The organism is Acetobacter fabarum (assembly GCF_022483405.1).
In the GTDB taxonomy this organism is placed as follows: Bacteria; Pseudomonadota; Alphaproteobacteria; order Acetobacterales; family Acetobacteraceae; genus Acetobacter; species Acetobacter fabarum.
Window position 1 is genome coordinate 376,093 of the sequence record NZ_JAKVNI010000001.1, and the last position, 13,051, is coordinate 389,143.

General features: G+C 55.3%; 11 protein-coding genes. All 11 read left to right on the plus strand.

Annotated elements, in window-relative coordinates:
• Positions 1–21 precede the first annotated feature (21 nt).
• The 11 genes from LKE65_RS01930 (at position 22) to LKE65_RS01980 (ending at position 13,047) form a co-directional block, all read left to right on the plus strand.
• Positions 22–1,194 (plus strand): MlaE family ABC transporter permease, encoded by a 1,173-nt coding sequence (locus tag LKE65_RS01930; RefSeq protein WP_278740260.1) that lies wholly within the window; start codon positions 22–24, stop codon positions 1,192–1,194.
• 3 nt (positions 1,195–1,197) lie between these two features.
• A complete protein-coding gene (locus LKE65_RS01935) occupies positions 1,198–1,992 on the plus strand; it encodes an ABC transporter ATP-binding protein (RefSeq protein ID WP_086647022.1) in 795 nt (264 codons plus the stop codon).
• Entirely contained in the window at positions 1,985–2,941 is a 957-nt protein-coding gene (locus tag LKE65_RS01940) for an MlaD family protein (protein WP_086647021.1), read from the plus strand. The genes LKE65_RS01935 and LKE65_RS01940 overlap by 8 nt, the downstream gene beginning before the upstream one ends.
• On the plus strand, positions 2,938–3,534 hold the full coding sequence (locus LKE65_RS01945; protein ID WP_095350015.1) for a PqiC family protein: 597 nt from the start codon (positions 2,938–2,940) through the stop codon (positions 3,532–3,534). Before LKE65_RS01940 ends, LKE65_RS01945 begins: the two co-directional genes overlap by 4 nt.
• A gap of 159 nt (positions 3,535–3,693) precedes the next feature.
• Positions 3,694–4,863 (plus strand): UDP-galactopyranose mutase, encoded by a 1,170-nt coding sequence (gene glf / locus LKE65_RS01950; protein WP_278740262.1) that lies wholly within the window; start codon positions 3,694–3,696, stop codon positions 4,861–4,863.
• Between the two features lie 114 nt (positions 4,864–4,977).
• Positions 4,978–5,697, plus strand: a complete 720-nt coding sequence (locus LKE65_RS01955) for a glycosyltransferase family 25 protein (RefSeq protein WP_095350013.1) — start codon at positions 4,978–4,980, stop codon at positions 5,695–5,697.
• Positions 5,698–5,974: 277 nt separating this feature from the next.
• Positions 5,975–7,528 (plus strand): glycosyltransferase, encoded by a 1,554-nt coding sequence (locus tag LKE65_RS01960; RefSeq protein WP_278740263.1) that lies wholly within the window; start codon positions 5,975–5,977, stop codon positions 7,526–7,528.
• A gap of 166 nt (positions 7,529–7,694) precedes the next feature.
• A complete protein-coding gene (locus LKE65_RS01965; RefSeq protein WP_278740264.1) occupies positions 7,695–9,824 on the plus strand; it encodes a glycosyltransferase in 2,130 nt (709 codons plus the stop codon).
• Positions 9,825–9,895: 71 nt separating this feature from the next.
• On the plus strand, positions 9,896–10,168 hold the full coding sequence (locus LKE65_RS01970) for a hypothetical protein (protein ID WP_086647015.1): 273 nt from the start codon (positions 9,896–9,898) through the stop codon (positions 10,166–10,168).
• Between the two features lie 126 nt (positions 10,169–10,294).
• Positions 10,295–11,314: a UDP-glucose 4-epimerase GalE gene (galE, locus tag LKE65_RS01975; protein ID WP_095350009.1), complete on the plus strand. Its 1,020-nt coding sequence runs from the start codon at positions 10,295–10,297 to the stop codon at positions 11,312–11,314.
• A 65-nt stretch (positions 11,315–11,379) separates the two neighbouring features.
• Complete coding sequence (locus LKE65_RS01980; RefSeq protein ID WP_278740265.1) at positions 11,380–13,047, plus strand: DUF4422 domain-containing protein; 1,668 nt, start codon at positions 11,380–11,382, stop codon at positions 13,045–13,047.
• Positions 13,048–13,051 lie beyond the last annotated feature (4 nt).

Sequence of the window (13,051 nt, forward strand, 5' to 3'; positions counted from 1 at the left end):
GTCTTAATGTTGTCACAAACAATGACCCAGCAAACAGATCCCTCCCCCCCCACCGCCACGGCAGAGCCTGCCGCGCGGCCCGTCTGGTCCCTGCAGACCGGGCCGCACGGCCCCTGCCTGAGTGTGCGGGGCGCGTGGACTGTGCCCAATGGCGGGGTCCTGCCCTTTACGGCGGCGGATATTCCGCCTCCTCCACCCGGCACCACCAGCCTGAGCATGGATACGGCGGGCATTACGGCGTGGGATTCGTCCTTTATTTCCTTCCTGTGGGAAGCCAAGCAGGCGGCGGCCAGTGCCGGGCTGGCGTTTGAGCAGGACGGCCTGCCCGCCCCAGCCCAGCGCCTGCTGGCCCTGCTGCCCCCCAACCCCGCGCCCCCTGCGCGCCACGACAGCCACAAGCAGAACCTGCTGGAAAAAACCGGTGACCTGACCCTTGGCACCCTGAACGAGACCGGGGTTGTTGCCTCCCTTGCGCTGGACACCACACGCGGGGCCATGCACGCCCTGCACGGCAAAAGCCGCATGCGCACCAAGGACCTGATTACGGACCTGTGGAACGCAGGCCCCAATGCGCTGCTGATTGTAGGTGTGGTCAACTTCCTTATCGGGGCCATTCTGGCCTTTGTGGGGCTGGTGGAACTGCGCCGCTTTGCCGCCGAGATTTATGTCACCAACCTTGTGGGCATTGCCTGCGCGCGTGAGATTTCGGCTATCATGACCGCCATTATCATGGCCGGGCGCACGGGTGGGGCATATGCGGCCCGCATTGCCACCATGCTGGGCAATGAGGAAATTGACGCCCTGCAGGTCTTTGGCATTCCCATTTCGGGCTATATCCTGCTCCCCGCCATTCTCTCCCTCTCGCTCATGATGCCCCTGCTCTACCTGTACGGCACGCTCATTGGCATTCTGGGCGGGTTTGTGGTGAGCATGAGCATGATGGATGTCTCCCCCGTAGGGTACTGGATTTCCACCGTGAACGGGGTCGAGCTCAAGGAGTTCGTGTTCGGGTTTATCAAGGCCTTTTTCTTTGGCAGCTTTATTGCCCTTGCCGCCTGCCGCGTAGGGCTTAAGGCGGGGCGCAGTGCTGCCGATGTTGGCATTGCCGCCACCCGCGCGGTGGTTATTGGCATTGTCGGCATTATCGCAATGGATGCGGTGTTTGCCGTTATGGCCAACGCGCTGGGAATCTGAGCAATGGCCGAGAGCGATACCCTTATTTCCGTGCGGGACGTGGAACTGTCCTTTGGCCCCAAGATTATCCAGCAGAACGTCTCGTTCGACCTCAAGCGTGGTTCCATTTTTGCCGTGATGGGGGGCTCGGGCTGCGGCAAGAGCACCCTGCTCAAAAGCCTGATCGGGCTGCTCCCCCCCACCACCGGGCGGATTCTGGTTGGTGGGGAGGATTACTGGGCACAGGACGAACACCGCCGGACCCAGATCAACCACCGCTTTGGCGTTCTGTTCCAGTCCGGCGCGCTGTGGAGCTCCATGACCGTGGGCGAGAACGTGGCCCTGCCCATGGAAATGTTTACCGCCCAGCCGCCCGATGTGGTGCGCAAGCTGGTGGAGCTCAAGCTCGGGCTTGTGGGCATGGAACAGGCGATAGACCTGTTCCCGTCCGAGATTTCGGGCGGCATGCGCAAACGCGCAGGCCTTGCACGCGCCATAGCACTGGACCCCGATATTCTGTTTTTTGATGAACCCTCCGCAGGGCTGGACCCCATTACCTCCGCCCGGCTGGATGACCTGATCCTGACCCTGCGCGACGGGCTGGGCGCAACCATTGTGATTGTCAGCCACGAACTGCCCAGCCTGTTTGCCATTGCCGATGATGGCATTTTTCTGGACGCGCGCACCCACCGGCCCATAGCCCACGGCTCCCCGCGGGACCTGCGCGACCACAGCACCATTCCCGAAGTCATGGCATTCATGAACCGCTCCTCCACCATCCCCCCGACTGATGAGACAAAGGCTAACCAGCATGTCTGAGAGCACAAACCGCAAAACCGTTATCGGGGCCTTCGTGCTGTTGGGCGGCTTTCTGGCCCTGTTCATTGTCATGGCCTTTGGGCATATGAGCTTCCTCTCCCCCTCGCGCGAGGCGGCGGTGGTGTTCCAGAACTCCATTACCGGGCTGTCCGTTGGCGCGCCGGTCAACTTCCGTGGGGTCAAGGTTGGCACGGTCAAAAGCATTACCCTGCGCTTTGACCCAGCCGACCACAAAGCCTACATTCCCGTGGTGCTGACGCTGGAGCCAGACCAGATTCACGTGGTCAAGGACGTACCCGGCGGGGACAAGGTGAGCATTCAGGAACTTATCGGCATTGGCCTGCGTGCGGAGCTGAACCTGCTCAGCTTTGTAACCGGGCAATCCAACATCGAACTGGACTTTGACCGCTCGGTGCCGCCCGTGCTGCACCCACGCATTACCAGCCTGCCCGAAATTCCCGTCCGTATGTCGGCCGTGGAAAAGCTGAAGGATTCGCTGGGCCAGATTCCCATAAAGGAAATCAGCCACCATGCGGATGCCGCCCTGCTCTCCGTCACCCAGCTGAGCGACAGCCTGAACCGTGACCTGCCCCCCCTGCTGCTGAGCGCCAAACAGACCACAGACCTCTCGCACGAGACGCTGAAAACCACGACCGAGGCCATAAAAAACCTGCAAGCCAAGCTGGACGTGACCCTGAGCAAAATGGACCAGCTGATGGAAACGGGGAACACCCAGCTTAACGCCCGCGGGGCGGACCTGCACGCCACACTGGCCTCTGCCACCAAAACGCTGGGCTCGTTGCAGGACATACTCTCCCCCCGCTCGATCGACCGCGCCAACCTGGACGCGGCCCTGCGCGATATTGCTGCCTCTGCCGCATCCTTGCGTGGCTTCTCGTCCGATATTGAACGCAACCCGCAACTCCTGCTGATGGGACGCCGCCCATGACCCCCGCGCCACGCCGTACGCTGCTTGCCGTTATGGCCTGCTGCTCGCTCCTGTCCCTTGCTGGCTGCGCGTCTCCCCCGCTGCGGCTGTACACACTGGGCGTGCCATCGGACGCCAATATAGGCGAGCCGCACCTTTCCTCCCGCGCGGCCACCATTGCCATCAGCCGCGTGATCCTGCCCGATTATCTGGACTCGCAGGACATCATTACCCGTCAGGGCGAGGAAATCCTGCGCAGTGCGCGTGCGCGCTGGGCCACGCGCCTGTCCCTTGGCGTGACCGACCTGCTGACCAATGTGCTGTCCAACAAACGCCCATCCGAACTGATTACCGACCAGCCGCTGGCCGATGTAGCCACCATGCGCGTGCAGATTGATATTTCGCGCTTTGATGTGGACACAAACGGCGTGGCCACGCTGGATGCCACATGGGCCGTGCTACCGCGTGACCCCAACCTGCCGCTCACGCGCGAGCGCACCCACCTTGTTGCCACAGGGGATGTTGGCTCCGCGGCCGAGGTCGCCTCCCTTATGCGCGGGCTGGTTATCCGGCTGGCCGAGCGGGTTAACGCGACCATTCCCCCCGCGCACTAAGGCCAGCGCGCCTTAAACCTTACCCCGCCCTGCCCCACACCAAATGGGGCAGGGAGGTTACTTTTTGCCGTTTTTTGCACCGGCACCGTGGCACGGGGCCAAAAGGGCGGTAAAGTGCCCCCGCATTGATCCAGACGGGCATGAGGGGAACAGACCAAGGTGGCTAGGACATTCTGCGTGGTTGGGGCCGGGTTTAGCGGCGCCGTGGTTGCCCGGCACCTTGCCAGTCTGGGCCACAGGGTGGTTGTGGTGGACGAGCGCACGCATCTGGGTGGCAACTGCCACACCGAGCGCGACGGGCAGACCGGCATTATGGTCCACCGTTATGGTCCCCATATTTTCCATACAGCCAACGAGCGCGTGTGGGCCTATGTGCAGCGCTTTGGCCAGTTCCGCCCCTATATCAACCGGGTCCGGGCCATAGCTCGGGGGCAGGTATTCAGCCTGCCCATCAACCTTGCGACCATCAACCAGATGTTCCGAACCACATTTGGCCCCGCGCAGGCTCGCGCCTTTATTGCCAGCAAGGCAGACCGCTCCATAACCAACCCCCGCACCTTCCGTGAGCAGGCCTTAAGCATGGTCGGCTCGGAGCTGTATGAGACTTTTTTTGAAGGCTATACCCGCAAGCAGTGGGGCTGCGAGCCAGATACCCTGCCCGCCTCCATTCTCAAACGCCTGCCGCTGCGCTTCAATTACGACGACAACTACTTCAACCACCCTTATCAGGGCATGCCAGAAGCCGGGTACACGGCCATTGTGCGCAACATTCTGGCCGAGTTTGCACAGCGCATAGACATCCGTCTGGGTGCTGCATTCGAGGATATGCCCGAAACCTTTGACCACGTGTTCTACACCGGCCCGCTGGACCGCTACTTTGGCTTCCGCCTTGGGCGGCTGGAATACAGGACGCTGGATTTTGAGCGCTTTGTCAGCCCCGAACCTGATTATCAGGGCACGGCGGTCATGAACTATTGCGATGCGGACGTGCCCTACACCCGCATTGCCGAGCACAAGCATTTTGCCCCATGGGAACAGGCACAGTTTGAGCAGAGCGTCTGCTTCCGCGAATACAGCAGAGCCGCACAGGCAGCCGACACCCCCTACTACCCCATACGCCTGACCGGCGAGCAGCCTCTGCTACAAAAGTATGAGGAGCTTGCCCGCGCCAGCACGGGTGTTTCCTTCCTCGGGCGGCTGGGCACCTACCGCTATCTGGATATGGACGTCACCATCCACGAGGCCCTTCTGGCCTGCGAGCAGATTGAAAGCATCCTTGCCAGCAATGGCGCGCAGGCCCTGCCCGCCTTTTTTGCCCCCCAGCCCTGAACAGGGGCAGGGCCACAGCCCAAACCGGGTTGCAATTACAGGCTATGCTGGCAGAATGCGGGCATTAACCGCGCCATGCCCGCTTTGTTTTATGGCCTTTGCTCAGGACCACAGATGCACAAGTATTTCATCAGCCTCGAAAGAACTCCACAGCGGACGGAGCGGTTTTTAAAAGCCAATGCCCACATCAAGGACCTGGAATGGATGCCCGGCATGGACGGCAAGACGCTGGACCGGGACACCATTATCAGCAAAGGGCTGATGGAGCCGAACTGCGGCTTTACGGCTGGGGCCATCGGGTCGGGGCTGACGCATGTCAAACTCTGGGCCAAGGTGGCGCAGAGTGGCCAGCCTGCGCATATTTTTGAAGATGACGCTTTTCTGTGCCGCAACTTTGAAAGCGAAAGCGACCGGATTATTGCGACCCTGCCCCATGACTGGGACATTATCCTGTGGGGCAACAACTACGACAGTATTCTGGAGTTTGAACTCCTGCCCGGCATTACGCAGTGCGTTGCCATTTTTAACCAGGACACCGTGCGGCAGGGTATTCCCGACTTCCTGAACATGGATGTCTCCTCCAGCCCGTTCAGGCTGACACAGACCTTTGGCATATGCGGCTATGCCATATCCCCCCGTGGGGCCACCCGCCTGCTTGAGCGCTGCCTGCCGTTCAAATCGGTCGAGGTGCCTTATGTCGGGCTTGGCCGCCTGCTGACCAGCACATCCGTTGATCACCTGATGAACATCCATTACCGGGACCTCAAGGCCTACACCACCCTGCCCCCGCTTTGCCTGACAGATAACGACGTAGCCCAGAGCCTGAACAAGTAAAACGCTCCCCAACAGCCGGGCCAGCCAGCCCAGAACAGGGCATGCAATACACGGCGCGCACATTGGCAACACTGCCTTTGTAGAACAATCTGTATTGCCCTGTTCTGGCGGGGGTTTGCGCGTTTTTGTGCCTACATAAATACAGACAAATACCCTGATATTTATTTTTAAACGTATATTTTGTAGTTTTATTTTTTATAGTTAACCATTGTAAAAAATTTTCAAGCCGTGATTTTGCGTATATAAGAATGAAAATAGTATAGACAGGATGATATACATGAAACAAAAATTTCATAGAATATGGTTCGGGGGCAAGAAAATCCCCCATGCGTATGAAGCCTTCTGGCAGGCATGGCAGCGCCAGCATCCGTCATGCGAGTTTATTACATGGACCGACAAGGATCTGGAAAAACTCACCATTTCCCATGAAAAACTGAAAAGCTTTTCCAGCCCCGTATCCCGGGCGGACCTTGCACGGTACGAGATCCTTTACCAGCACGGCGGCATCTATATCGGCTGCGACATGATGCCCTATAACCATATGGATCTTGAAGACATAACAAAGCAGCTTACCATCTGTAATGAAGATGGTTCTGAAGAATACTGCTCCATCGGCTTTATTGCGGCCCCTCCCGGCCATGCCCTTTTCCATGACCTGATCCAGCATATTATTCACACTGATATAGACGAAACAAAACCCAACATTACAACAGGCCCGCACCTGTTCGGCCGTTATCTGAAAAAACACCCCCACAAGCGCCTGCCAACCGCTGCATTTTACCCCTACCAGTACAATCAGCCGTTTTCCTCCATTTTTGCCAAAAACCTTGATGCCACCTATGGCATTCATGTGTGGGGCGGGGGATGGCTCTCCCCCGAGGTAAAAAAGGAAAGAATAATCGCCCTCATCAAATCAGGGGATGTTGAAGAAGCCCGTAAACTGGCGGACATGCTGGACGGCATTGATGAGCTGAAGAACATCATTCATGGCATTCACAGGCACAGGGAACAGACCCTGACATCTGTCATGGCCATTGAACAGAATGTTAACTTCAATGACAGCGACGCAAAACTTTTTGAAATCTCTAAAGTTCTACACTGGATTTTCAAAAACCACCCCGACAAGGTAATCTGGCAGATTGGTGCGGCAGATGGCGTTCTGGTGGACCCGATCCGCAATGTCATGATCAACGCCAACCCGCATGCGCTCCTTCTGGAGCCCAACCCCTATATGTTTGCGTTTCTGGCCGAAAACTACAAAAACAATACAAACACCAATATCATCCAGCGTGCCTATAGTCTGGACAAGCAAAAACTCACCCTGAACGCCATAAACCCGCAAAAGGTCAAGGAAGCAGGTCTGCCGGGCTGGGTTCTTGGCATCTCCTCCGTTTACAATGACAAGAATGCCATTGGTGGACTGGGCGGAACGGACGAACAGACGACCAGAAAAATCCATACATGCATTGAAAAAATTGAAGTTGATGTTGTCGGCTTTGATGAGCTTCTGGCTATCTCCAATGCTGTTCCCCCTGATGTGCTCATTATTGATGCCGAGGGAATGGATAAAATTATTATTGACGACATTTTTGCCCATAACTGCCGCCCCATGGTCATGCATTTTGAAATTCAATGCATGGAACCGGGCAACATACAGGAACTGGTTGCCACGCTTAACGACCAGTATTTCCTTCTGCAGTTCGGGAACGATGTTTCCGCCTACCGGAAGGATGTGCTGATGGAGTATGCCAAATCCATTTATGTGGAAAACGGCTTCCAGACCATTTTCCAGCCCGGAATTAATGTTCTGAACCTCCTGCAAAAAGCATAAACAGCGCCACAACACAAAACGGGATAAGCACGTTACAGTCTTATCCCGTAACGGCCCGCCACATGCGCGGCAATACACACATATTTCCTTGATATTTTTATATTCTGGACTTCCCGAATGTATTATAAAACCCCCATACTAAATGGGGTCATTGGGAATGGTGAGCATGATTCAGGAAAAAAATATTTCCAAACCGGATATTTCTATCGTTCTCAATATCCATAAAGAAGCCAATTTTCTCGCACGCACGCTCATTAACCTCGAAAGCTGCGTACGTCACGCACAGCTCTCCGGCCTGAGCTGCGAGCTGATTGCCGTTTTTGATTCCAGCGACAAAGAAACCGAAACCGTTTTCCATAACAACAGCCTGCACGACCTGTGCCCCGTAACATGCCTGCATGTTACGCACCGCTCGCTCGGCCTGTCGCGCAATTCGGGCATTGAAGCCGCCAGCGGCACCTGCGTGCTGCTGCATGATGCAGACGACCTGATTTCCTTCAACGCGCTGGCGGCCCTTTATGCCGATGTGATGCAGGGCGGAAAATTGGCTGTCAGGGTCTGCCAGTATCTGTTCTCGTTTGGCACACAGAACCACATTATCGAATACCCGGACAGTGACGCCACCTCCCCCTTGCCATTTGTTGGCACACACCCTTACCTGTCCTGCATCATGTTCCAGCGCAGTCTGTATGATAACGTGCAGTTTGTGGACCATTCCCTCTCCTCCGGTCTGGCGTATGAGGACTGGCACTTCAATGCCACAGCGCTAGCGCTAGGCTGCACAATCCGCCCGACCCCGGACACCATCTTTTTTTACAGGCGGCGGGCCAGCAGCCTTTCCGTTCAGGCGGCCAGCAGTTCACCGGGGCAGATTGCACCGTGCATCCTGTTTGAGCCCCCCAATTTTCTACGTGTCAGCAAAGACAAATATCCGCTGTGGAAAACACAGGGCAAAGAGTTGCTGAAAACCTTTGGCTTCAAGCGGATTGGGGCCTTGAGCGACCCGGTCTTCTGGGGTCTGCTTTGTGCCGCCAATAAAATAGAGCCGTTGATTGACCCCTATGTGCTAACAGACAACGCCTTTATTTCCTCTCTGGATGCCATGAACCCCGCCATAGGCGTTGCGTATTACGAGGCGTGTGAAATTATTCAGGACAGGACATTTACAGATGTCCTGCTTCTGCCCTTCCTGTCTGTTGGTGGTGCGGAAAAGTATATTTTTGAAATCATCAAAACGCTGGAGGCCCTGCCCCCCCAGACCAGAACCCTGATTATTACAGGCGAAAAACCATCCACGCTGACAGACCTGGAACGCCTGCCCAAGCATATAACCATTGTGGACATGCCCGCACTGGCCCCGAACCTGAACGGGCATGAACGCAACCTGATTGTGCTCAAACTGATCCAGAACTGCGCGGACGGGGCGCGTATTCACATCAAGCCAAGTCCATTTGCTTATGGCTTTACGCAGATGTTCCTTAAGATTTTTAAAAACAACAAAAAAATATTCTACAGATTTTCTGATGAAAAATCAGGCTCCGACTATTTCCCCATTTACAGGAACTTCTTTACTACGGCCGTGCCCCTTCTGGATGATGTGGACTTCCTGCTCTCTGACAACAAAAACATCATTAACAACGATTTTTACTACGTTGGCACAAAGCACCAGAAGTGGAAGCTGCTTTACGCTCGCCAGCCCAGCCATACATCCCCCCAGGCCATACAGGCCAGCAACAGCCAGCCCCAGACCCGCATCCTGTGGGCCAGCCGACTGGACGCGGAAAAAAAGCCGGAACTGCTGGTGCCTATTTCCAAACTTCTGCACGCACTCTACCCACAGGCCCAGATTGATGTGTACGGCATTAACGTTCTGGGGCATTTTGACACGCAGGTGTTCGAGGCACTCCCCAATATCAGTTACAAAGGCCCCTTCTCCGACTTTATCAAGGTCGCGTCTCAGGGGTATGCGTGCTTCCTTTACACCAGCGGTTTTGACGGCCTCCCCAACGTGCTGCTGGAGGCCATGTCTGTAGGGCTGCCCATTGTTGCACCTGCCGTGGGCGGGATTGATGAAGTGATTGAAAACGACGTCACCGGCAAACTTATCCCCTCCACAACCCTGACAGATGAAGACCTGATAACCGCCTACGCCCATGCCCTGAATGAGCTGCTACGCAACCCCGAGCAGCGCGTACAACTGGCGCTGAACGCCCTGAACAAGTTGGAACGCCAGCACGGGCCGGAACAATACACCAGAAATATCGAAGCCCTTTTCGGGGAAAGCCCACAGGGTTGATACCTGCGGCCCGCCCCATCCGAACTTCTTTTTAAAACCAGCAAACTTTACCAGACAGAGGCAACAGAGCCATGACAGCCAACACGCAGGACGCCAAGCAGGAACACTCCGTAGAGTTCCTTTTGTACAATGAAAAAAGACTGAAAAACAATTTTGCAGAACTGCAGAAGCAGCACCTTCTGGCTTTGCAGAAACTGCGCGCAACCGAGCAGGCCCATGCTGCCCTGCAGGAGCAGGTTAACGCCATTCATGGCAAGATTGATGCCTTCCGCAAAGGCTATCTGGACCTGCAAAAAGAACGGGATGATCTGGCCCGCACGGTTGCCATGCTCAAAGCCCGGTAAGTCGCAACCGGGCACGCGCCACAGCCTGCCTGCGCCACCACCGGCCCCCTTGCATCCAATGATTGGCTTGGGCCGCAATGCTGAGTATAATCCAGCCTTCTGGTCCTTTTATGGCGAAGTGAGCTCGTGGCACGTATTCTTCTGACTGGTGGCGCCGGATTTATTGGCTCCCATACTGCGGTGGCACTTCAGGGCCGTGGGCACGATGTTGTGCTGCTGGATAATTTTTCCAACGCCTCCCGCTCGGTCCCGGCCCGGCTCAAGGAAATTACAGGGGTAGACTACCCCGTGCATGACGTGGACATCCGCGACATGGACGCCATGCAACGGGTTTTTGCCGCAGAGCCCTATGATGCCGTCATTCATTTTGCCGCACTCAAGGCCGTGGGGGAAAGTGAAGAAAACCCCCTGCACTATTTTGATGTGAATGTTGCAGGAACATTAAAACTGCTTACCGCCATGCGGCATGCAGGCGTGGGGCGCATTGTTTTTTCGTCTTCCGCAACGGTTTATGGCGCGCCAGAACACTGCCCCATAGCAGAAAGTGCCCCCCTGCACGCCACCAACATTTACGGGCGCACTAAGCTGATCATGGAGGATATGATCAGCGACCTCGTGCGCACTGGCATGCTGTCCTCCGCGTTTTTGCTGCGGTACTTCAACCCGGTAGGCGCGCATCCTTCTGGCCTGATCGGGGAGGACCCACGGGGCGTTCCCGCTAACCTGATGCCTTATCTGTGCCAGGTTGCCGCCAGACAACGCGACCATCTGACCATTTTTGGCGATGATTACCCAACGCCAGATGGCACAGGTGTGCGCGACTACCTGCACGTCATGGATCTGGCCGAAGCCCATTGCGCCGCAGTGGAAAAAGCCCTTGGCACCGAGGGCACCCACGCCGTTAATCTTGGCACCGGCACAGGGTATTCTGTGCTTGAGCTGGTTCATGCGTTTGAAAACGCAACCGGGATCAACATTCCCTACCAGATTGGCCCACGCCGCCCCGGCGATGCCCCTACCTGCTACGCAAACCCGGCTCTGGCCAGAACCATGTTCGGCTGGTCTGCCAAACGCACCCTGCTCGATATGTGCCGGGATTCCTGGCACTGGCAATCCATGAGCGCCAAGATCAGGCAGCAGGCCTGACACACACATCCGCCGCCGCAGGGTGGTTTGCAAATGATCATAAAGAATTGGGCAGGATTTAAATAATGGATATCCGGATTTATGTTTATCATCATGCTGATGCGAATATAAATAAAAACCGTTATTTTGAGCCCATTCAGGGTGGCCGCTCCATTGCCGATACAAAATTTGCAGGCATGATCGGGGATGATACCGGCGACAATATTTCTGCCAGAAACAGGGACTGGGGCGAACTGACTGTCTTGTACTGGATATGGAAAAACACACGCCACGACTATGTGGGCCTGAATACTGAAAAATCCTACCTGAATTTTTCCGAGCATGGCCGCCAGCAGATTTCGCTGCTGAACAAGCAGATGGATTTTATTGATTTCTGTTCACAGAATATCGAAGAGCGCTGTTCCCAGCATAGGTTTTTGACCGCCCCCATTACCAAAATCCACCCCCCTTCCGCAGCATCCGATATTCAGACATTTTATGAAAACTACTGTTTTGAACATGACCAGCAGGACCTTGATCTGCTGCTCACACTGATCAAAAACGAGTTTGGCGCGTATTACGAAACAGCACTGATTACCGCACACATAGACACAAGATTTCATGATGAAAATATCCTCATGAAACGTGATGTGTTTGATGAATACTGCACCTTTGTTTTTTCAGTTCTGTTTGCGTTTGAAAAAGTCATCGACACTTCCGGCCGCTCTCCGTACCAGAAAAAAGTGTTCAGGTTTCTCTATGCTTTCCTCAGCAATGTTTTTTTAATGAAGCATTTCATGCATGGGAGCAAAGAAGCGTTTTTTCAGGCTGGGGAAATTATTGTTCCAAAATTTGCCAAACAGTACAGCATTAATGCGGCCATCTGTAACCCGGAGCCTGCAAAAACCCCCATTGCGTATGGCAGCACCATACATATTGCCATCTCGTTTGATGACAATTACGCAGTGCACGCACTTGTCGCGCTGTACTCCCTGCTCAGCAACACCCAAAATGGCAGCCACATCCATTTTCATGTCCTGCATGACCAGAGGCTCAGCCCGGCCAACATCCACAGGACACAGCAGACATTTCCGGGTTCAAAGTTCAGTTTTTATGATGTCAGTGCAGACAGTTTTTCCAATTTTCTGCCCCATAACAGGCAGCATATCAGCCGCAACACCTATTACAGGCTGATCATGCATGAGGTGCTGCCAGCAGAGCTGAAGCGCCTGATCTATGTTGATCTGGATACGATTTTCTGTGACGACATAACGCTTTTGTGGAACATGGACCTCAAGGGGAAAATCCTTGGCGGGTGCATGGATGAAGGCGGCATAACCCATTCGCGCAAGCTATTCGGACGCAATTACAATACCAACTACATCAATGCCGGCATCCTTGTTATTGACCTTGCCGCTGCCAGAGAAAAATACGGGAACCTCAAATTCCTTTATCTGGAATCCTTTGTAAAAAACATCAAAAGCATCACCCTGCAGGATCAGGACATCATCAATATTGCCTTCAGGGACGATATTCAGATCCTGCCCCTGCGCTGGAACGCGGGGGGGCGCCTGTATAGCCATAATGAGCAGGATGTCGCCTATACCGATCAGGAGCAGGATGATGCCGCCACCAACCCGGCGATTGTCCACTTTACGGGCGAGGCCAAACCCTGGGTTGCGTCGTGTGAGCACCCGCTCAAGGAGTTGTATTTTATCTATCAGGCCAGACTGCGGGAGCAGGCCGGGGGCTAAGGCA

Bases quoted from the DNA above. Each gene is read 5' to 3' on its own strand.
- LKE65_RS01930 (WP_278740260.1), top strand. From the start codon at position 22: ATGACCCAGCAAACAGATCCCTCCCCCCCCACCGCCACGGCAGAGCCT.
- LKE65_RS01935 (WP_086647022.1), top strand. From the start codon at position 1,198: ATGGCCGAGAGCGATACCCTTATTTCCGTGCGGGACGTGGAACTGTCC.
- LKE65_RS01940 (WP_086647021.1), top strand. From the start codon at position 1,985: ATGTCTGAGAGCACAAACCGCAAAACCGTTATCGGGGCCTTCGTGCTG.
- LKE65_RS01945 (WP_095350015.1), top strand. From the start codon at position 2,938: ATGACCCCCGCGCCACGCCGTACGCTGCTTGCCGTTATGGCCTGCTGC.
- LKE65_RS01955 (WP_095350013.1), top strand. From the start codon at position 4,978: ATGCACAAGTATTTCATCAGCCTCGAAAGAACTCCACAGCGGACGGAG.
- LKE65_RS01960 (WP_278740263.1), top strand. From the start codon at position 5,975: ATGAAACAAAAATTTCATAGAATATGGTTCGGGGGCAAGAAAATCCCC.
- LKE65_RS01965 (WP_278740264.1), top strand. From the start codon at position 7,695: ATGATTCAGGAAAAAAATATTTCCAAACCGGATATTTCTATCGTTCTC.
- LKE65_RS01970 (WP_086647015.1), top strand. From the start codon at position 9,896: ATGACAGCCAACACGCAGGACGCCAAGCAGGAACACTCCGTAGAGTTC.
- LKE65_RS01980 (WP_278740265.1), top strand. From the start codon at position 11,380: ATGGATATCCGGATTTATGTTTATCATCATGCTGATGCGAATATAAAT.